General features: G+C 58.1%; 19 protein-coding genes. 10 read left to right on the forward strand and 9 right to left on the reverse strand.

From position 1 onward, the window contains the following. Positions 1-3 precede the first annotated feature (3 nt). Positions 4-903 carry a glycyl-radical enzyme activating protein gene (locus tag AC0TNG_RS21660; RefSeq protein WP_370883966.1) on the reverse strand — a complete coding sequence of 300 codons (900 nt, stop codon included), beginning with the start codon at positions 901-903 and terminating at the stop codon, positions 4-6. A gap of 128 nt (positions 904-1,031) precedes the next feature. Between AC0TNG_RS21660 and fsa the strand changes: the two genes are divergently transcribed. Continuing rightward, the gene (fsa, locus tag AC0TNG_RS21665; protein ID WP_473713087.1) at positions 1,032-1,694 is read left to right on the forward strand and encodes a fructose-6-phosphate aldolase; all 663 of its coding nucleotides are present in this window, start codon (positions 1,032-1,034) and stop codon (positions 1,692-1,694) included. Positions 1,695-1,779: 85 nt separating this feature from the next. On the opposite strand, the gene moeB is transcribed toward fsa, so the two are convergent. Both moeB and moeA read right to left on the reverse strand, forming a co-directional pair. After that, complete coding sequence (moeB, locus tag AC0TNG_RS21670) at positions 1,780-2,532, reverse strand: molybdopterin-synthase adenylyltransferase MoeB (RefSeq protein ID WP_473713088.1); 753 nt, start codon at positions 2,530-2,532, stop codon at positions 1,780-1,782. Position 2,533: 1 nt separating this feature from the next. Then, positions 2,534-3,766 (reverse strand): molybdopterin molybdotransferase MoeA, encoded by a 1,233-nt coding sequence (moeA, locus tag AC0TNG_RS21675; protein ID WP_157188815.1) that lies wholly within the window; start codon positions 3,764-3,766, stop codon positions 2,534-2,536. Positions 3,767-3,953: 187 nt separating this feature from the next. On the opposite strand from moeA, the gene iaaA reads away from it, so the two are divergent. From iaaA to gsiD, 5 genes are read left to right on the forward strand one after another with little or no spacing between them, the layout of a single operon-like run. Continuing rightward, positions 3,954-4,892: a beta-aspartyl-peptidase gene (gene iaaA / locus AC0TNG_RS21680; protein ID WP_417927135.1), complete on the forward strand. Its 939-nt coding sequence runs from the start codon at positions 3,954-3,956 to the stop codon at positions 4,890-4,892. Positions 4,893-4,903: 11 nt separating this feature from the next. Beyond that, a complete protein-coding gene (gene gsiA / locus AC0TNG_RS21685; protein ID WP_473713089.1) occupies positions 4,904-6,775 on the forward strand; it encodes a glutathione ABC transporter ATP-binding protein GsiA in 1,872 nt (623 codons plus the stop codon). A 23-nt stretch (positions 6,776-6,798) separates the two neighbouring features. Beyond that, positions 6,799-8,337 (forward strand): glutathione ABC transporter substrate-binding protein GsiB, encoded by a 1,539-nt coding sequence (gene gsiB, locus AC0TNG_RS21690; RefSeq protein ID WP_473713090.1) that lies wholly within the window; start codon positions 6,799-6,801, stop codon positions 8,335-8,337. A gap of 5 nt (positions 8,338-8,342) precedes the next feature. Next, the gene (gene gsiC / locus AC0TNG_RS21695; protein ID WP_048990345.1) at positions 8,343-9,263 is read left to right on the forward strand and encodes a glutathione ABC transporter permease GsiC; all 921 of its coding nucleotides are present in this window, start codon (positions 8,343-8,345) and stop codon (positions 9,261-9,263) included. A gap of 1 nt (position 9,264) precedes the next feature. Then, entirely contained in the window at positions 9,265-10,176 is a 912-nt protein-coding gene (gene gsiD / locus AC0TNG_RS21700; protein WP_024908682.1) for a glutathione ABC transporter permease GsiD, read from the forward strand. 59 nt (positions 10,177-10,235) lie between these two features. On the opposite strand, the gene rimO is transcribed toward gsiD, so the two are convergent. Together rimO and AC0TNG_RS21710 are read right to left on the reverse strand one after the other, a co-directional pair. Then, on the reverse strand, positions 10,236-11,561 hold the full coding sequence (gene rimO, locus AC0TNG_RS21705) for a 30S ribosomal protein S12 methylthiotransferase RimO (RefSeq protein ID WP_473713091.1): 1,326 nt from the start codon (positions 11,559-11,561) through the stop codon (positions 10,236-10,238). Positions 11,562-11,914: 353 nt separating this feature from the next. Further along, positions 11,915-12,832, reverse strand: a complete 918-nt coding sequence (locus AC0TNG_RS21710; protein WP_024908681.1) for a LysR family transcriptional regulator — start codon at positions 12,830-12,832, stop codon at positions 11,915-11,917. A 204-nt stretch (positions 12,833-13,036) separates the two neighbouring features. On the opposite strand from AC0TNG_RS21710, the gene bssR reads away from it, so the two are divergent. Next, positions 13,037-13,420, forward strand: coding sequence for a biofilm formation regulator BssR (bssR, locus tag AC0TNG_RS21715; RefSeq protein WP_024908680.1), 384 nt, complete (start codon positions 13,037-13,039; stop codon positions 13,418-13,420). Positions 13,421-13,526: 106 nt separating this feature from the next. Beyond that, positions 13,527-14,645 (forward strand): PQQ-dependent sugar dehydrogenase, encoded by a 1,119-nt coding sequence (locus tag AC0TNG_RS21720; RefSeq protein ID WP_473713092.1) that lies wholly within the window; start codon positions 13,527-13,529, stop codon positions 14,643-14,645. Here AC0TNG_RS21720 and AC0TNG_RS21725 read toward each other — a convergent pair whose 3' ends face one another. Further along, entirely contained in the window at positions 14,646-15,272 is a 627-nt protein-coding gene (locus tag AC0TNG_RS21725; RefSeq protein ID WP_024908678.1) for a glutathione S-transferase family protein, read from the reverse strand. A 241-nt stretch (positions 15,273-15,513) separates the two neighbouring features. Between AC0TNG_RS21725 and dacC the strand changes: the two genes are divergently transcribed. Further along, positions 15,514-16,719 carry a serine-type D-Ala-D-Ala carboxypeptidase gene (gene dacC / locus AC0TNG_RS21730; protein ID WP_047653218.1) on the forward strand — a complete coding sequence of 402 codons (1,206 nt, stop codon included), beginning with the start codon at positions 15,514-15,516 and terminating at the stop codon, positions 16,717-16,719. Between the two features lie 67 nt (positions 16,720-16,786). Here the strand turns inward: dacC and deoR are convergent, their stop codons facing one another. The 3 genes from deoR to AC0TNG_RS21745 all read right to left on the reverse strand — a co-directional run bounded on the left by deoR (position 16,787) and on the right by AC0TNG_RS21745 (position 18,957). After that, a complete protein-coding gene (gene deoR / locus AC0TNG_RS21735) occupies positions 16,787-17,545 on the reverse strand; it encodes a DNA-binding transcriptional repressor DeoR (protein ID WP_008503427.1) in 759 nt (252 codons plus the stop codon). Positions 17,546-17,612: 67 nt separating this feature from the next. Further along, positions 17,613-18,221, reverse strand: coding sequence for an undecaprenyl-diphosphate phosphatase (gene ybjG / locus AC0TNG_RS21740; RefSeq protein WP_032649343.1), 609 nt, complete (start codon positions 18,219-18,221; stop codon positions 17,613-17,615). Positions 18,222-18,228: 7 nt separating this feature from the next. Beyond that, the gene (locus AC0TNG_RS21745) at positions 18,229-18,957 is read right to left on the reverse strand and encodes a phosphatase PAP2 family protein (protein ID WP_024908674.1); all 729 of its coding nucleotides are present in this window, start codon (positions 18,955-18,957) and stop codon (positions 18,229-18,231) included. Between the two features lie 168 nt (positions 18,958-19,125). On the opposite strand from AC0TNG_RS21745, the gene AC0TNG_RS21750 reads away from it, so the two are divergent. Then, complete coding sequence (locus tag AC0TNG_RS21750) at positions 19,126-20,358, forward strand: MFS transporter (RefSeq protein ID WP_032649341.1); 1,233 nt, start codon at positions 19,126-19,128, stop codon at positions 20,356-20,358. The last annotated feature ends 49 nt before the right edge of the window (positions 20,359-20,407 follow it).

Raw genomic sequence — 20,407 nt, forward strand, 5'->3', positions numbered from 1 at the left:
GGTTTATCCTCGTAAGGTCGCGGTTAACCCTTTCTGGCAGGCGTACTGCTGCGCGAAGTCCAGCAGGGCAGGGTTATCCAGCGGTTTGTCAGGGGCAGAGTAGGGTTGGCCGAGCAGGGTGTATTTGTTCATGCCCAGCGTGTGATACGGCAGAAAATGAATATCGTCGACGCCGAGTTCGTCGGCGGCGAAGTTGGTGATGGCGGTGATGGAGGCTTCATCGGCGTTAAAGCCCTGGATCAGCGGCACGCGGATGGTGATTTTTTTCCCGGCAGCGGCCAGGCGTTTCAGGTTGTCCAGGATGCGCTTAGCCGAACCGTCCGTCCACTGTTTGAACACGTCACCGTCGACGTGCTTCAGGTCGGAGAGGAACAGATCGACGTAGGGTAATGACGGCTCGATATAGTGCCACGGCACGTGAAGGCAGGTTTCGACGGCGGTGTGGATCCCGTGTTCGTGGCTGGCTTTAAACAGGGCCTGTGCCAGCTCGGGGTTCATAAACGGCTCGCCGCCGGAGAGGGTGATCCCGCCGCCGCTGCGGTCGTAGAAGGGTTTGTCGCGCAGTACGGTCGCCATGATCTCCTCGACCTGCTGCTCTTCACCGCAGACGGTCAGCGCCTGCGTCGGGCAGCAGTCGGTAAGGGCATTAAGCGTCTCTTCATTCAGCTTTTCGCGGTGGATGACCAGGCCATTCAGCGCGCGTTCGATACAGCCCGGTGCCGCCTGCTGGCACAGGTCGCAGCCGTCCAGACACAGGCGCGCATCAAACAGCACGTCCCGGCTGCGGGAGCGGCTTTCCGGGTTCTGGCACCAGCGACAGCCCAGCGAGCAGCCTTTCAGGAACACCACGGTTCGAATGCCGGGGCCATCGTGGGTAGAATAACGCTGAATATTGAAGATCATGATTTCGCCTCTCATATTGCATATGAAGATTAAATTACTTTCGAATGAAAGTTATCTTGATGCAGGTCAACTCTTGAGCAGGTTTTGTCGTGATAGGGTAAGTGCAGGCTAATTTTGAGGGTGACATCATGGAACTTTATCTCGACACATCTGACGTTGCGGCAGTCAAAAAGCTGGCGCGTATCTTCCCGCTGGCGGGCGTGACCACCAACCCAAGCATTGTGGCGGCAGGTAAAACGCCGCTGGACGTGTTGCTGCCCGCGCTGCACGACGCGATGGGTGGTAAAGGTCGTCTGTTCGCTCAGGTAATGGCGACCACCGCCGAAGGGATGGTGGAGGACGCGCGTAAGCTGCGCGCCATCATTAACGATCTGGTGGTGAAAGTGCCGGTGACCGCAGAGGGGCTGGCGGCGATCAAGATGCTGAAAGCTGAAGGGATCCCGACGCTGGGTACGGCGGTATACGGTGCCGCGCAGGGGATGCTGTCCGCGCTGGCAGGTGCTGAGTATGTGGCACCTTACGTTAACCGCGTGGACGCGCAGGGCGGGGACGGGATCCAGACCGTTGTGGAATTACAGCAGTTGCTGACGCTGCATGCCCCGCAGTCAAAAGTGCTGGCCGCGAGCTTTAAAACCCCGCGTCAGGCGCTGGACTGCCTGCTGGCAGGGTGCGAGTCCATCACGCTGCCGCTGGACGTGGCGCAGCAGTTTATTACCTCTCCGGCCGTGGATGCGGCGATCGTGAAGTTTGAGCAGGACTGGCAGGGGGTGTTTGGACGGACGTCGATCTGACGCGGTTGCCGGGTGGCGCTGGCGCTTACCCGGCCCTCTCCCTGTGGGAGAGGGCCGGGGTGAGGGCATCAGGCCGCAGCAGGGTTTACCCTCCGCAAACCTCACACCCCGGGTTACGCATCAGCTTCATATCGCGGAACTGGCAGGTCATCGCGTCATACATCACGATTTTCCCCGCTGCGGGCGTGCCGTAATTCGCCAGCACTTTGATCGCTTCCATTGCCTGCAATGAGCCAATCACGCCGACGAGCGGCGCCATCACGCCCGCCTCAACGCAGGTCAGCGCATTCTCGCCAAACAGACGGCTCAGGCAGCGGTAGCAGGGTTCACCCTCGGCGTACGTGAAGACGCTGATTTGCCCCTCCATGCGGATCGCCGCGCCGGAGACCAGTGGAATTTTGTGGGCAAAACAGCCCGCGTTGAGCTGGTTGCGGACGGCGACGTTATCGGTGCAGTCCAGCACCAGATCGTGCTGCGCAATCTGCGCGGACAACGCGTCGTCATCCAGCATCGCGTCAATCAACGTGAACTGAACGTGGGGGTTGATGCGCGCCAGCGCAGCCCTGGCGGATTCCACTTTCGGCTGGCCCACCGTCGCGTCGCTGTGCAGCGTCTGGCGCTGCAGGTTCGAGACCGATACGGTATCGAAATCCAGCAGCGTCATCTTTCCCACGCCCGCTGCGGCAAGATACTGCGCGGCGGCGCAGCCCAGACCGCCCAGACCGACAACCAGTACGCTGGCTGCCTTGAGCGCTTCCTGGCCCTCGAAATCGAATCCGCGCAGCACAATCTGGCGGTTGTAGCGCATCATCTCCTGGTCGCTCAGCTCCACCGTCATGTCAGCCTCCGAACAGGTGGTTAAAGCGCTCGACCTCAACCCACTCGCCTGCTTCCACGTTACCGCGCTCGCGCTCCAGCACGATAAAGCAGTTGCCCTGGCTGAAGGAGCTGAAAATGTGCGAGCCCTGGTGCCCGGTGGTGCTCACTTCGAGCTCGCCGTCCGCGTTGCGCGCCAGAATGCCGCGCTGGAAATCGAGGCGGCCCGGTGATTTTTTCAGGCGCGTGGCGGCACGAACGCGCTGGCGTTCCGGCAGCGGGTTAGCATTGTTGCCGGAAAGCTTCGCCAGCAGCGGGATCACCAGCTGGTAGAAGGTGAGTGCCGCCGAGACCGGGTTACCCGGCAGGCCGCAGAACCAGCTGTGTGAAAGCTTGCCAAACGCGAACGGTTTGCCCGGCTTGATCGCCAGCTTCCAGAAGCCGATTTCACCCAGCTCCTCGAGGATGGTTTTGGTGTAATCCGCTTCGCCCACGGAGACGCCGCCGGAGCTGATGACCACGTCGGCTGCGTTATCCGCCTCGATAAACGCGGCGCGCAGTTTTTCCGGATCGTCAGGAATGATGCCGAGGTTAATCACGTCGCAGCCCAGCTGCTCCAGCATCAGGTGTACCGCCAGGCGGTTGGTATCGTAAATCTGGCCGTCCTGCAGCGGCTGGCCCGGAAGCTGCAGCTCGTCGCCGGTGGAGAAAACCGCAACGCGCACTTTACGGATAACGTCGATGTCCGCGATGCCGAGCGAGGCCAGGACCGGCAGCTCCGCCACCGTCAGCTTCTGTCCGGCAGCAAAGACCGTCGCGCCGAGGGTAATGTCCTCGCCGGTACGGCGGATGTTCTGGCCCGCTTTAACGTTCGCAGTAAAACGCACGCCGTCGTCGGTCTGTTCGGTCTCTTCCTGCATCACCACGGCGTCGCAGCCTGCCGGAACCGGTGCGCCGGTCATAATGCGCACGCAGGTGCCCGCAGGCCATTCACCGCTAAACGGCTGACCCGCAAAGGCTTTACCCGCCACCGGCAGGGCGTTACCCGTCTGGAGATCCGCCAGGCGTACCGCGTAACCGTCCATCGCGGAGTTATCAAACCCCGGCACGTTAAGCGGAGAGACGATATCGCGCGCGGCAATACGGCCAAAACAGCGCACGAGGGGCAGCGTCTCAACGTCATGCAGCGGGGAAACTCGGTCAAGCATCTGCGTGAGTGCCGTCTCAAGCGGCATCAATCCGGCGGTAAAATCCATGGTGGGCTCCTGCGGAGTAACAACGAAAGCGTCCATTATGGCAGAAAAGTGCGGCTAACTGTATGACCGAAGGGTGCACGCTTTACATCACTGTTACGTCTTTCTATATTCAAAAATCATCTGAAGTTTCGTCGACGATAATGATATTTATAGAAAAAGCCGCAAAACAGGCTAACGGGTGATGCGAATGGTTAAGGCGGTAATCGCAATTCATGGCGGGGCCGGGGCAATCACCCGTGCACAGCTCACTTCTGAGCAGGAAAAACGCTACATCGACGCGCTGTACGCCATTGTGGAAACGGGCCAGAAAATGCTGGAAGCGGGCGAGAGCGCGCTGGATGTGGTCACCGAGGCGGTGCGTCTGCTGGAAGAGTGCCCGTTATTTAATGCGGGGATCGGTTCGGTCTTTACCCGGGATGAAACGCACGAGCTGGATGCCTGCGTCATGGACGGTATCACCCTGAAAGCGGGGGCCGTGGCAGGCGTCAGCCACCTGCGTAACCCGGTGCTGGCCGCGCGTCTGGTGATGGAAGAGAGCCCGCACGTGCTGCTGACGGGCGCGGGGGCGGAGAGGTTTGCCTTCGAACATGGAATGGAGCCGGTATCGCCGGATCTGTTTTCCACGGAAGCGCGCTATCAGCAGCTGCTGGACGCCCGTTCGGCGGGCATGACGCAGCTTGACCACAGTGCGCCGCTTGATGAAACCACCAAAATGGGCACGGTCGGCGCGGTGGCGCTGGATAAGGCCGGGAACCTCGCGGCGGCGACGTCAACGGGCGGGATGACCAACAAGCTTCCCGGACGCGTCGGCGACAGCCCGCTGCCGGGCGCCGGCTGCTATGCCAATAACGCGACGGCGGCGGTGTCGTGTACCGGAACCGGGGAAGTATTTATTCGCGCCCTCGCGGCCTACGACATCACCGCGCTGATGGATTACGGCGGCTTAAGCCTGAGCGAGGCCTGCGAGCGCGTGGTGATGGAAAAACTGCCTGCCCTGGGCGGCGTCGGCGGACTCATTGCGGTGGATCGTGAGGGCAACGTGGCACTGCCGTTCAACAGCGAAGGCATGTATCGCGCCTGGGGTTATGCCGGTGATGAACCGAGCACGGGCATCTATCGTGAATAAGGGGGCAGCGCGTGCCGCACAGTGAAGAACTGGACAACCGCGAAGTGCTGGCTGTCCATCAGCTCGATATTGCGTTTCAGGAAGAGCGGCAGTTCATCCCCGCAGTACAGAATTTATCGTTCACGCTCAGGCGCGGCGAGACGCTGGCGATTGTTGGCGAGTCCGGCTCCGGGAAATCGGTTACCGCGCTGGCGCTGATGCGCCTGCTGGAACAGACGGGCGGGCAAATCAGCAGCGAGAAAATGCTCCTGCGCCGCCGCAATCGTCAGGTCATTGATTTAAATGAGCTAAGCGGTTCGCAGATGCAGAGCGTGCGCGGGGCGGATATTGCGATGATCTTCCAGGAGCCGATGACCTCCCTGAACCCGGTGTTCCCGGTCGGGGAGCAAATTGCCGAGTCCATCCGCCTGCATCAGGGGCTGAGCGGCGATGAAGCGCTCAAAGAGGCCCGACGGATGCTGGAGCTGGTGCGCATTCCGGAGGCGCAGGCCATTCTGGGGCGCTATCCGCATCAGCTTTCCGGCGGCATGCGCCAGCGGGTGATGATTGCCATGGCGCTCTCCTGCCGTCCAGCGGTGCTGATTGCCGACGAACCAACGACGGCGCTGGACGTGACGATTCAGGCGCAGATCCTGCAGCTCATCAAAGTCCTGCAGCAGGAGATGGAGATGGGGGTGATTTTCATCACCCACGATATGGGCGTGGTCGCCGATATCGCCGATCGCGTACTGGTGATGCACAAGGGCAGCGCGGTGGAAACCGGCCCGGTTGAGCAGATTTTTCACGCGCCCGTGCATCCTTACACCAAAGCGCTGCTGGCGGCGGTTCCGCGTCTGGGGGCGATGAACGGCAGCGATTTGCCGCGCCGCTTCCCCCTGATTTCTCTCGAGGCGTCTGAGCAGCAGGAGGATGAGCGCGAGCAGGACACCGTGGTGCCGGGTAAGCCCATTCTGGAAGTGCGCGATCTGGTCACCCGCTTTCCGCTGCGCAGCGGCGTACTGAACCGGGTGAAGCGCGAAGTGCACGCGGTGGAAAACGTCAGTTTCGATCTCTGGCCGGGTGAAACGCTGGCGCTGGTGGGGGAGTCCGGCTGCGGTAAATCCACCACCGGGCGCGCGTTGCTCCGTCTGGTGGAATCACAGGAAGGCAGCATTACCTTTAACGGCGAGCGCATTGATAGCCTTCCGGACAGCAGGCTGCAGGCGGTGCGGCGGGATATTCAGTTTATTTTCCAGGATCCCTATGCCTCCCTCGACCCGCGCCATACGGTGGGGTATTCGATCATGGAGCCGCTGCGGGTACATAACCTGCTCGACGGCGAAGCGGCACAGCGTCGCGTGGCCTGGCTGCTGGAGCGCGTCGGCCTGAAGCCGGAGCATGCCTGGCGTTATCCGCACGAGTTTTCCGGCGGACAGCGGCAGCGTATCTGCATCGCCCGCGCGCTGGCGCTAAACCCGAAAGTGGTGATTGCCGATGAGTCCGTCTCGGCGCTGGATGTCTCTATCCGGGCGCAGATCATCAACTTATTGCTGGATTTACAGCGGGATATGGGGATCGCCTTCCTGTTTATCTCGCACGACATGGCGGTGGTTGAGCGCATCAGCCATCGCGTGGCGGTGATGTTTATGGGGCAAATTGTGGAAATCGGTCCGCGAAGAGCGGTATTCGAGAACCCACAGCACCCGTATACCCGCAAGCTCATCGCGGCGGTCCCGGTCGCCGACCCGGCGCATCGTCACGGCCAGCGCGTGCTGCTGCAGGATGAAATGCCGAGCAATATTCGTAAACGCGGCGAGGCCGTAGAGCGCGTGGCGTTGCGCGAGGTCAGTCCGGGTCATTTCGTTGCTCCCCCGCGTCAGGACAATGCCTTTTCGCGGTTATAACTTTCAACAGGCAGGAGAACACAATGGTTACATTTGTAGCGCGTAGATGGTTGTTAGCCGCGAGCGTGACGGCAGCCCTGGCCGCTGCCCCCGCGTTCGCTGCCAAAGATGTGGTGGTCGCTGTCGGCTCTAACTTCACCACGCTGGATCCGTATGACGCTAACGACACGCTCTCCCAGGCGGTGGCGAAATCGTTCTACCAGGGCCTGTTTGGCCTGGATAAAGAGATGAAGCTCAAAAACGTGTTGGCGGAGGGGTACACCGTGTCCGACGACGGGCTGGTGTACACCATTAAGCTCAAAACCGGGGTGAAGTTCCAGGACGGCACCGACTTTAATGCAGACGCGGTGAAGGTTAACCTCGATCGCGCCAGCAATCCTGAAAACAGCCTCAAGCGTTATAACCTCTATAAAAACATCGCCAAAACCGAGGTGGTTGACCCGACGACGGTAAAAATCACCCTGAAAGAGCCGTTCTCCGCGTTTATCAATATTCTGGCGCATCCGGCGACGGCGATGATTTCCCCTGCCGCGCTGAAGAAATACGGCAAGGAGATTGGCTTCCACCCGGTCGGTACCGGTCCGTACGAGCTGGTCACCTGGAATCAGACCGATTTTGTGAAGGTGAAGAAATACGCGGGATACTGGCAGAAAGGGCTGCCGAAGCTGGACACCATCACCTGGCGTCCGGTAGTGGATAACAACACCCGTGCGGCGATGCTGCAAACCGGCGAGGCGCAGTTTGCCTTCCCGATCCCGTATGAGCAGGCCGCCATTCTGCAGAAAAACAGCAAGCTGGAGCTGGTCGCCAGCCCGTCGATCATGCAGCGTTACATCAGCATGAACGTCACGCAAAAGCCGTTCGATAACCCGAAGGTGCGTGAGGCCATCAACTACGCCATTAACCGTCAGGCGCTGGTGAAGGTCGCCTTTGCGGGCTATGCCACTCCGGCCACCGGCGTGCTGCCGCCGGCTATCGCCTATGCGCAAAGCTATCAGCCGTGGCCGTACGATCCGGCCAAAGCGCGCGAGTTGCTGAAAGAGGCGGGCTTCCCGAACGGCTTCAGCACCACGCTGTGGTCCTCGCATAATCACAGTACCGCTCAGAAGGTGCTGCAGTTTACCCAGCAGCAGCTGGCGCAGGTCGGCATCAAGGCGCAGGTGACCGCGATGGATGCCGGACAGCGTGCGGCAGAGGTGGAGGGCAAAGGGCAGAAAGAGAGCGGGGTGCGGATGTTCTATACCGGCTGGTCGGCCTCGACCGGTGAAGCAGACTGGGCGCTGTCGCCGCTGTTTGCCTCGCAGAACTGGCCGCCAACCCTGTTCAACACCGCGTTTTACAGCAACCCGCAGGTGGACAAAGACCTGGCCGATGCCCTGAAAACCACCAAGCCGGAAGAGAAAGCGCGTCTCTACAAGGACGCGCAGGACATCATCTGGAAAGAGTCGCCGTGGGTGCCGCTGGTGGTGGAGAAACTGGTGTCAGCCCATAATAAAGCGTTGACCGGGTTCTACATCATGCCGGATACGGGCTTTAGCTTTGACGATGCGGATTTAAAATAAACCTCATGCTGAATTATGTGTGTAAACGCCTGCTGGGGCTTATCCCGACGCTGCTGATTGTGGCGATCCTGGTGTTTCTGTTTGTCCATATGCTGCCGGGCGATCCGGCGCGTCTGGTTGCCGGGCCTGAAGCGGATGCCACCGTCATTGAGCTAGTGCGTAAGCAGCTTGGCCTCGACCAGCCGCTGTATATGCAGTTCATCCATTATATTTGCAACGTTCTGCAGGGCGATTTTGGTATCTCGATGGTATCGCGCCGTCCGGTGTCGGAGGAGATTGCCAGCCGCTTTATGCCGACGTTCTGGTTAACGATTGCCAGCATGAGCTGGGCGGTCGTGTTTGGGCTGGGCGCCGGGATTATCGCGGCCGTCTGGCGCAACCGCTGGCCGGACAAGCTCGGCATGGCGCTGGCGGTGACCGGCATCTCCTTCCCGGCATTCGCGCTGGGGATGCTGCTGATGCAGATCTTCTCCGTCGAACTGGGCTGGCTGCCGACCGTCGGGGCCGATACCTGGAAGCATTACATTCTGCCTTCCATGACGCTGGGAGCTGCCGTGTCGGCGGTGATGGCCCGCTTTACCCGCGCCTCGTTCGTTGACGTGCTGAGCGAAGATTATATTCGCACCGCGCGGGCGAAAGGGGTCAGCGAGAAGTGGGTCATTCTCAAGCACGGGTTCCGCAATGCGATGATCCCGGTGGTGACGATGATGGGACTGCAGTTTGGCTTCCTGCTGGGCGGCTCTATCGTCGTGGAAAAGGTCTTCAACTGGCCGGGGCTGGGACGCCTGCTGGTCGATTCCGTCGAGATGCGCGACTACCCGGTGATTCAGGCGGAAGTCCTGCTTTTCTCGCTGGAGTTTATTCTTATCAACTTAGTGGTGGACGTGCTCTATGCCGCCATTAACCCGGCCATCAGGTACAAGTAAGATGCGATTGTTGAACTGGCGACGTCAGGCCGTTTTAAACGCGATGCCGGGGCTAAAACCGGACCACGTCCGCACCCCGTGGTCTGAATTCTGGCGGCGTTTTCGCCGTCAGCCGGTCGCGATGACCGCGGGGCTGTTTGTGCTGCTGCTGATTGCGGTGGCGGTGATTGCGCCGTGGGTGGCGCCGTTTGATGCGGAAAACTATTTTGACTACGACCGTCTGAACGACGGACCGTCGATGCTGCACTGGTTCGGCGTGGACTCCCTCGGGCGCGATATCTTTAGCCGCGTGCTGGTGGGGGCGCAGATCTCGCTTGCCGCCGGGGTGTTCGCGGTGCTGATCGGCGCGGCCATCGGTACCGTGCTGGGTCTCGTTGCCGGGTATTACGAAGGCTGGTGGGATCGCATCATCATGCGCATCTGTGACGTGCTGTTTGCTTTTCCCGGCATTTTGCTGGCAATTGCCGTGGTGGCGATCATGGGCAGCGGCATGGCAAACGTCATCATTGCGGTCGCGGTGTTTTCGATTCCGGCCTTTGCTCGTCTTGTGCGCGGCAACACGCTGGTGCTGAAACAGCAGACCTTTATCGAGTCGGCCCGCAGTATGGGGGCCAGCGACGCCACCATTCTCTTCAGCCATATTCTGCCGGGGACGGTGTCGTCCATCGTGGTCTATTTCACCATGCGTATCGGCGTGTCGATTATCTCGGCCGCCAGCCTGTCATTTCTGGGGTTAGGCGCACAGCCTCCGACCCCGGAGTGGGGCGCGATGCTGAACGAGGCGAGGGCAGATATGGTGATTGCGCCGCACGTGGCGATCTTCCCGAGTCTGGCGATTTTCCTGACCGTGCTGGCGTTTAACTTGTTAGGTGACGGGCTGCGCGACGCGCTGGATCCGAGGATTAAGGGGTAGTGCTGTGAAATGTGCCGGGTGGCGGCTACGCCTTACCCGGCCTACTACAGAGGGGGAGATTAAACCCGGCTACCCCACAGGTCATACTCATCCGCGTTTTCAACCTTCACGCGAATAATATCACCCGGCTTAACGCTGGTTTCGCCGTTCAGGTACACCGCACCGTCGATTTCAGGGGCATCCGCCATGCTGCGGCCAATCGCGCCTTCTTCATCCACTTCGTCGATGATAACCATGATCTCGCGGCCCACTTTTTCCTGCAGACGCTCAGCAGAGATCTGCTGCTGCAGCTGCATGAAGCGGTTCCAGCGCTCTTCTTTCACCTCTTCCGGCACCTGGTCCGCCAGCTCGTTGGCGGTTGCGCCTTCTACCGGGCTGTACTTGAAGCAGCCAACGCGGTCCAGACGCGCTTCTTTCAGGAAGTCGAGCAGCATCTGGAAGTCTTCTTCGGTTTCACCCGGGAAGCCGACGATGAAGGTGGAGCGCAGGGTCAGATCCGGGCAGGTCTCGCGCCACTGCTTGATGCGCGCCAGCTGGCGGTCAACGGAGCCAGGGCGCTTCATCAGCTTCAGAATGCGCGGGCTGGCGTGCTGCAGTGGGATATCCAGGTACGGCAGAATTTTGCCTTCCGCCATCAGCGGGATCACGTCGTCAACGTGCGGGTACGGGTAGACGTAGTGCAGACGCGTCCAGATACCGAGTTTGGACAGCTGCTCACACAGGCCCACCATGCTGGTTTTCACCGGCTCGCCGTTGTGGAAACCGGAGCGGTGTTTAACGTCTACACCGTAGGCCGAGGTGTCCTGGGAGATGACCAGCAGCTCCTTCACGCCCGCGTCGGCCAGACGTTTAGCTTCCGCCAGCACTTCACCAATGGGACGGCTCACCAGATCGCCACGCATGGACGGGATGATGCAGAAGGTGCAGCGATGGTTGCAGCCTTCGGAAATTTTCAGGTACGCGTAGTGACGCGGCGTCAGCTTCACGCCCTGTTCCGGCACGAGGCTGAGGAACGGGTTGTGCTTGGGTTTTGGCACGTAGTGATGAACATGTTGCAGCACCTGCTCGTAGCTGTGCGGGCCGGTGATCTCCAGCACCTTCGGGTGCACTTCGCGGATCTGGTCTTCTTTCGCGCCCAGACAGCCGGTCACGATCACTTTGCCGTTTTCCGTCAGGGCTTCACCGATGGCTTCCAGTGACTCCTGAACCGCGCTGTCGATAAACCCGCAGGTGTTAACGATCACCATATCGGCGTTGTCGTAGCTTGGCACCACGTCATAGCCCTCGGTGCGCAGTTCGGTCAGGATGCGTTCTGAATCCACCAGGTTTTTCGGGCAGCCCAGGGAGACGAAGCCGATTTTCGGCTGGTGCGTAACATTGCTCATAGGTTAAAAATTCATCAATTATGGAGTTGTCAGGGCGGGATTTTACAGCGTATCGCGGGGGATTTATACAGGTCTGTGGCGATCTCAGCAGGTTTGGATCAACCGCTTTGCTTAGCAACACTGTTTAGAATTACTTATCCCGGCTTTAAGCGATGCTAATTGGCTAAAAAATCATCAAAAGATATCTTTCACCCTGTCAACATGACTTGTGAGATCCTTAATGAAAGATATGTATGTCCAGTCCAAAGTCGCTATGGCTAAAACCCTTTATGCGCACGGCGTCAAGCTAACCGATATTGCTGTCGCAACAGGGCTAAATCCGCGAAAAATTAAATCAGAACTGAAACGCGCCGCTAAGTTGTCGGAACCAGCAGGTCATCCAGCACAGTAGAGAGCAATTTATTGCTCTCTTTTCGGTATGAGGAGTAAATGCTGAATTTCGGTAACGGGAACGGGGTGCCAACTCGTCTGAGCTTGTACATCTCTGAGTAAGTGGCAAAGGCGCGCTCGGGAATAATCCCCAGACATGGAGTTTTGGCGATAATGATCAGAATGGAAGCAAACGAGGTGGTGAGTAAACAGCGTTCGCTGGAGCGGAATTTTTTATCAGCGATGCTGCGGTAATAAATAATTTTTTCGTTTTTAGTGTTATAGCCCACCAGGCTGGCATTTCTGAACAGCTCTTCATCGATAGTACTGCCATAAAGCGGGTTATCCTGCGCGGCGACAAGCACCAGGTCTATATCGCACACCTTCTGACATCGGATGTTGCTGTTTTCCACTGAGAATGTAGAGAACACCACATCAGCCTGATGCATGTTCAGCAGTTCAGTGGTTTTTTGTTCATTCAGGTCTTCAGTGCGATGCAGCAGACTAATGTCTGAATTCGTTTCAAGGAGCTTTTCCGTTAATTCCGGCACCACCAGCGGAGAAATAAAGGATTCCGTATAAAGCGTCACGCGCTTCTTACGTGAGGGGGCTGAGTCAGGCAGAAGGGTGGAGAGCCTATCGATTATCGAGATTGTATTATCGTAAAGCTCATCTGAAAACACCGTCGGCAGCAGGATGTTGCCGCTGCGGACAAAGAGGTTGTCCCCCATCATTTCACGCAGTTTTCGCAGCGACTGGCTGACAGCAGAAGCGGATATGCCCAGCATATCGGCAACCTTAGAAATGCTTCCTACGCTATAGATTAAGCAAAAGATGGTGAGAAGATTCAGGTCTACCTTAGAGAGCGAACATATTTTTTCAGACACCGGGAGTGCTGCCATACTCACCTCTGCGAGTGCGATTTTGCAAGCCATTCAGCCTAATAAAAAAGTAGCATAGCTCCCCGTAGCGCGCTTCGCTGCGCGTGAGGTTGTAACATTGTAAATTATGTTAATCAGTTAATAAAAATTGATCCCAGGCATTAAACTGTACAAAAAATGAACTTATCCTGACTATGCACCATGGCTGACAGAGGAGGAAAGAGCATGACCGTTGACAGACTTAAACGCGATCTGCTGAACAAGCTGATCAACGCCCGAATCGACCTGGCCGCGTACCTGCAGTTGAGGAAGGCAAAAGGGTATATGTCAGTCAGCGAAAGCGAACATCTGCGTGATAATCTGTTTGAACTGTGTAATTTCATGCGTGAAAAAGCACCGACCCTGAAGGCGAACGGCGGCGAAAGTGAAGAAATAGCGCTGCGCCGCGCCGCTGAGGTGCTCTCCATTGCAGGGGTGTGTCTGATGAACGGACGCCACGACTGCCCGAACTTTATCGCCGTAAACGCGGAGAAGCTTGAAAACTGCCTGACAACGCTCTCTCTATGCATCATGTGTCTGAACGAGCACAAACAGCTTGAGCAGCACTGATCCCGGGGGAGGCAACTCCCCCTTCTGATTAAGCTTTTGTAAAAGTGGTAACGCGCCCGGATGCAGTGGCTAACCTTTATGCCATATGCCGATAAAGGAGCGCGTTATGCCTCGATCCTCGCTGATTTTCCTGCCTGCGTTGTTCATTCCGTTTTCGCTTCTTGCTGCACCAGAGGCGGTCAAGGTCGAGGTGCTGCAAAATAAACTCGATCATCCCTGGTCTCTGGCGTTTCTTCCGCACAATAAAGGCCTGCTGGTAACCCTGAAGGACGGTCAGCTCAAACGCTGGCAGGCAGGAAAAGGGCTCTCCGATCCGATTATCGGCGTGCCGAAGGTCTGGGCAAACGGTCAGGGAGGATTGCTGGACGTGGTCCTCGCCCCGGATTTTGAAAAATCACGCCGCATCTGGCTGAGCTTCGCCGAAGCAGGGAGTGACGGCAAAGCCGGGACGGCGGTGGGCTATGGCCGATTGAGCGACGATCTTACGCGCATTGAAGCCTTCCAGGTGGTGTTCCGCCAGATGCCGAAACTCTCCACCGGGAACCATTTTGGTGGACGACTGGTGTTTGACGGCAAAGGTTCTCTCTTTATCGGACTCGGCGAGAACAATCAGCGTCCGACGGCGCAGGATCTGGATAAATTGCAGGGTAAAGTGGTGCGCCTCACCGAAGACGGGAAAGTCCCGTCGGATAACCCCTTTGTGAATACCCCCGGCGCGCGGCCCGAAATCTGGTCTTACGGCATTCGCAACCCGCAGGGGATGGCGATGAACCCCTGGAGCGACACGCTCTGGCTAAACGAGCACGGCCCGCGCGGCGGGGATGAGATCAACATCCCGGAGAAGGGTAAGAACTACGGCTGGCCGCTGGCGACGCACGGCATTAACTACAGCGGCCTGAAAATACCGGAAGCCAAAGGCGAGCACGTTGAGGGCACCGAGAAGCCGCTGTTCGTCTGGAAAGTCTCACCCGCGGTGAGCGGCATGGCGTTCTACAACAGCGACGTTTTTCCGCAGTGGAAAAACAAGCTGTTTATTGGGGCGCTGAAGGAGAAGGACGTGATCGTGCTGAGCGTGGAGGGAAACAAGGTGACGGAGGACGGGCGCATTCTGGGAGACCGGGACCAGCGTATTCGCGATGTGCGGGTCGGGCCGGATGGGTATCTGTATGTCCTGACCGACGAGACGGACGGGCAGCTGTTGAAAGTCAGCCCGTCCGGAGCGTAATCAGGTGACCGGGATCATCACCACGTTGCGGTACGCCGGGCGATCGCTCAGCTGTTTAAGCCAGCGCTCAAGGTGAGGGCGCGGCGTCCACTTCAGACCCATGTTGGTCAGGTTCCAGACGAACGGCGCCACGGCGATATCGCCTGTGCCGAACGCCTCGCCGGAGAACCAGGCGTGCTTCGCCAGCTCGTCATCCATCATCGCAAACAGATTTTCGCAGGCATCCTGCGCGGCGTGAATTGCGGGATAGTCGCGTTCAGCTTCCGGCGTGCGGATAAGCCCCATCAGGATCACGCGGTGGGTCGGGGATAACGTCTGGTTTGCCCAGTCCATCCACTTTTCGCCCTGAGCGCGTCGGGCGGGGTTTTCAACCCACAGGCGGCCCTGACCGTACTGCGCGGCGAGGTAACGCACAATGGTGTTGGACTCCCAAAGCGTCGCGTCTGTTTCATCATCGCGCAGCAGCGGCACCAGGCCGTTCGGGTTCATGGCCAGATAGTCGGCCTCTTTGTTTACGCCGAACGACATGCCAGCCATGATTTGATTGAACGGTAAATCCAGCTCTTCCAGCGTCCAGAGCACTTTCTTAACGTTGGTCGAATTATTTCTGCCCCACAGCGTAATCATATTTACTCCCGATGAGATGTGAATCCGAGTCAGCCTTTCGCCATGGTGAGATAAACCTAACAATTACGCAACAGAAGACAAAAAAATCGTCTTAATCAAAGCGTATCTGAATGTTATTGCATAAACTTTAATAACTTTACCCTCGTTGGGTTTCTTTAACCGTTTTAGTGCGCTATTACTCATCGCTTCTTGCGACACGGTGATGTGACGTAATTTTTGAATGGACACTCGGGTGGCATTTATGACGCGTAAAATGACTTCTCTGCGCAGCCTGGCGACCGGCTCTGCGCTTCTTTTCCTGTTTGCACCAACGCTCTACGCAGCTGAACAGGCTGCGCCCGAAGCGCCGCCTGTGGATGCGCGCGCCTGGATCCTGATGGATTATTCCAGCGGTAAAGTGCTGGCGGAAGGGAATGCGGATGAGAAACTCGATCCGGCAAGCCTGACCAAAATCATGACCAGCTATGTGGTGGGTCAGGCGTTAAAAGCGGGCAAGATCAAGCTGGACGATATGGTAACCATCGGTAAGGACGCGTGGGCGACCGGCAACCCGGCGCTGCGCGGATCATCGGTGATGTTCCTGAAGCCGGGCGATCAGGTTTCCGTTTCCGATCTGAACAAAGGGGTAATTATTCAGTCGGGAAATGATGCGTGCATCGCGCTGGCCGATTACGTTGCCGGCAGCCAGGATTCTTTCATTGGTTTGATGAATGGCTACGCGCAAAAGCTGGGCCTGACCAATACGACCTTTAAAACGGTTCACGGTCTGGATTCGCCGGGGCAGTTCAGTACCGCGCGCGACATGGCGCTGCTGGGGAAAGCGCTGATCCACGACGTGCCGGATGAATACGCAATCCACAAAGAGAAAGAGTTTACCTTCAACAAAATCCGCCAGCCGAACCGCAACCGCCTGCTGTGGAGCAGCAACGTCAATGTGGACGGGATGAAAACCGGCACCACGGCGGGTGCAGGTTATAACCTGGTGGCCTCCGCGACCCAGGGCGACATGCGCCTGATTTCGGTGGTGCTGGGCACCAAAACCGACCGTATTCGCTTTAATGAGTCAGAAAAACTGCTTACCTGGGGCTTCCGCTTCTATGAAACCGTGACGCCGATTAAACCGGATGCCACGTTCGTCAGCCAGCGCGTCTGGTTTGGTGACAAGAGCGAAGTGAACCTGGGCGCGGGTGAGGCGGGCTCGGTGACCATTCCGCGCGGCCAGCTGAAAAACCTGAAAGCCAGCTACACTCTGACCGACCCGCAGCTCACCGCGCCGCTGAAAAAAGGTCAGGTGGTCGGAACCATTGATTTCCAGCTCAACGGTAAGTCGATTGAACAGCGTCCGCTGATTGTGATGGAAGCGGTGGAAGAGGGCGGTTTCTTCAGCCGGATGTGGGATTTCGTGATGATGAAATTCCACGGGTGGTTTGGCAGCTGGTTTAGCTAAACTCGATGCGTTTTCTCCCTCTCCCACAGGGAGAGGGCCGGGGTGAGGGCATCAGACCGCACCCCGTTTAATACATCAACTTCACCTGCTGCGCCTTCGCGTGGGCCACGATCTCGTCGTCCGGGCGGCAATCGCTGACGATGGCATCGAACTGCGCAAGCTCGCCCATTCTTGCCGAACGTACCTTACCAAACTTGCTGTGATCGACTACCAGCACATGGTACTGCGCGGCGCTCAACGCCCAGTGCTTCACCGGCAGCTCTTCCAGATTAAAGCAGGTCGCGCCCTGGCGCACATTAACGCCGGCGGCGGAATAAAACGCGATATCCGGGCAGAGATTGCTGAGCGTGTCCTGCAGGTTAAGCGGCTTAAAGATGGCGTTGCTGGCGTGAAACTCGCCGCCGCATAGGATCACCCGGCACTCGGGTTTCTCCTGAAGCGCCAGAAAGGTGTTCAGGGAGTAGCAGACGGCGGTGAACGGAATGCTGCTGTCGATGGCCTCGATAATCCACGGCGTAGTGGTACCGCAGTCAAAAAACAGCGTCTGGTGCGGCTGTACCAGTGAGGCCGCAAGCCGCGCGGCTTTGCGTTTCTCTTCCACCAGGCGCGTCTTCTGGTCGCTGATCAGATAATGGCTGGCGCTGCGCGGCTCAAGCACAATATACCCGCCCAGCAGCACGACGGGCGCGCTCTCGCTATTCAGATCCCGACGAATGGTCATCTCTGAGACGCCGAGGAGGTTGGCGGCTTCCTTAAGATGCAGCTTATCGCTGCGCTTCAGCGCCTGTAGCAGCTGAGCAATGCGGTCATCGCGACGTGTTTCCATAGTTCCTCGGGATAAAAAAGTGAACCCCCGCAGGGCGGGGGTTCAAGTGTAACCTGTCAGGTTGGGGTTAGTCACGTATCCAGCCTTTGCGGATCGGGATAGCGAAAATGGCACGATAGAGTGAAGACAGCGTGCGGTAGAGCGCTTCACCGAAGAGACTCCACAGGATAGCCGCGCTCACGCAGCCAATCAGCCCGACCAGGAAACCGCCCACCATATCCAGCGGCCAGTGAACGCCCAGGTAAATGCGAGACCAGGCGATTGCCAGGGCTGCCACCATCAGGACCGCACCAGACCACAGGCGATGCCAGAACAGGAAAGCCAGTGCGAAGGTGAAGATCACCGTACCGTGATCGCTCGGGAACGAGTCATCCGGCGCGTGGTGCAGGAAGGTATAGCCCACGTGAGCCACAAAAGGACGGGGGTGCGGGAACACATGACCCAGTGCGAAGCTCACCAGAACGCTCACGCCCAGCGCCATCGCCACTTTGATCACCAGCTGGCGGTGTGCTTTCACCTGGCTACGAGGTCCCCACAGCCAGAGGATGGCGGCCAGCGCGGGCACGATGCTGATCAGATCTTTTGCCAGGAAGGTGGCAAAGTCGATCATCCACTCAGGCGAGGCCGGGGTGGCGTTGATCAGATAAAACAGCTGATAATTCAGATTCTCTAGCATAGCGTTATCACTCTTTAGCAAACCGGGTGGAAACAAGGCCGTAGACCACCACCTGAGAAAACCAGACCCACCACCCAGCCCACAGGTTGTGAGAGAAAAAATGCGCCCCGCGCATGATCTGGCCGTAGCCCATCACCAGGCCTAACACCACGCCCAGCGCGACGAAGGACCAGGCGAGACGCGGACGCTCGCGCCAGAAGGCAAAAAACAGCCCCATCACCATAAAGCCGCTGGAGGCGTGACCGCCGGGGAAGCAGCGCCCCGGACCGCTGTCAGCAGGGACGGCGCTGAACAGGGGATAAGAGACGGCCTTACCGCCATATTCCACCAGATCCCACGGGCAGCTGTGATGGCTCACGCTTTTCAGCACGCCCACCACCAGCGCGCCAACGCCCATCAGCAGCGCCGCCGTGACCAGCCTTGCGTTACGCTTGTAAGCGCCGTAAAACAGCGCCACGGCACCTAAGGCGATGGCAATGTACTTCGCCAGACGGTGGTTCAGCAGATCCAGCAGATGATCTTTCTGCAGTGGAAAGCTCTGCGTTGCCGCGTCATACCAAAAACCGGTGATCCATCTGTCGAGCGCTTCATTGCGTGATAACCACGTGAAAAGCACGGCAAGGACGACCAGTACGAAAAGCTGATAACCATAAAAGCGGCCCGGCAAGCGGTAAAGTCGTTTTGTCTTATTTGTCTGTAAGTTAGACAATTCTGAACGGCTGGAAGTGAGTGCCATAATTTGGGGTCGTTGACGAGTAATGGGGCTATCATAAATCTGTCAACTTAAGGAAACCTTAAACGAAGACGATATGTGCTTTATTTCTGTTTATCCTCGATAAATCACTATCTCGGGCTGCGGCATTTCATTAAACTCGTCGCGATTTTGTCATTATAAAGAGATTGCATGTTAAACCGTTCTTCTTCTGGTTCACGTCTGGGTCGTCAGGCGTTGCTTTTCCCTCTGTGTCTGGTGCTCTACGAATTTTCTACCTATATCGGCAACGATATGATCCAGCCCGGTATGCTGGCCGTAGTGGCGCAGTACAACGCGGGAATCGAGTGGGTACCGACCTCCATGACCGCCTATCTGGCCGGCGGCATGTTTTTGCAGTGGCTGTTAGGCCCGCTGTCGGATCGTATTGGCCGTCGTCCGGTGATGCTGACGGGCGTGGTGTGGTTTATCGTCACCTGTCTTGCCACGCTGCTGGCGCAAAACATTGAACAATTTACCCTGCTGCGCTTCCTGCAGGGGGTGAGCCTGTGCTTTATCGGCGCCGTGGGGTATGCCGCCATTCAGGAGTCGTTTGAAGAGGCGGTGTGCATCAAAATTACCGCGCTGATGGCGAACGTGGCGCTTATCGCCCCCTTACTCGGGCCGCTGGTGGGGGCCGCGTGGGTGCACGTTGCGCCGTGGGAAGGGATGTTTGTGCTCTTTGCGCTTCTCGCCGCCTTCGCGTTCTTTGGCCTGCACCGGGCGATGCCGGAAACGGCCACCCGCATCGGCGAGAAACTCTCGCTGAAAGAACTGGGTCGGGATTACAAAGAAGTGCTGAAGAATGGCCGCTTTGTGGCGGGCGCGCTGGCGACCGGGTTCGTTAGCCTGCCGCTGCTGGCGTGGATCGCGCAGTCTCCGGTTATTATCATCAGCGGTGAAAAGCTCAGCAGCTATGAGTATGGTCTGCTGCAGGTGCCGATCTTTGGCGCGCTGATTATCGGCAACCTGGTGCTGGCACGTCTGACGTCACGACGCACCGTGCGTTCACTGATTATCATGGGTGGCTGGCCGATTGCGGCAGGGCTGATTCTGGCAGCGGTGGCGACCGTCGCGTCATCCCACGCTTACCTATGGATGACTGCAGGGCTGAGCATTTACGCCTTCGGAATTGGCGTGGCGAACGCCGGGCTGGTGCGCCTGACGCTGTTTGCCAGCGAGATGAGTAAAGGCACGGTGTCAGCGGCGATGGGGATGCTGCAGATGCTGATTTTTACCGTCGGTATCGAGGTGAGCAAGCATGCCTACGCGATGGGCGGCAACGGGCTGTTCAGCCTGTTTAACCTCGCCAACGGCGTGCTGTGGGTTGGCCTGATGGTGGTGTTCCTGAAGGACAAACGCGTCGGGAACGCCCTGCAACCATAATCTTTTTTCCCTCTCCCCTTTGGGGAGAGGGCCAGGGTGAGGGGAGAGG

Source organism: Enterobacter sp. PL_is514 (assembly GCF_055816715.1).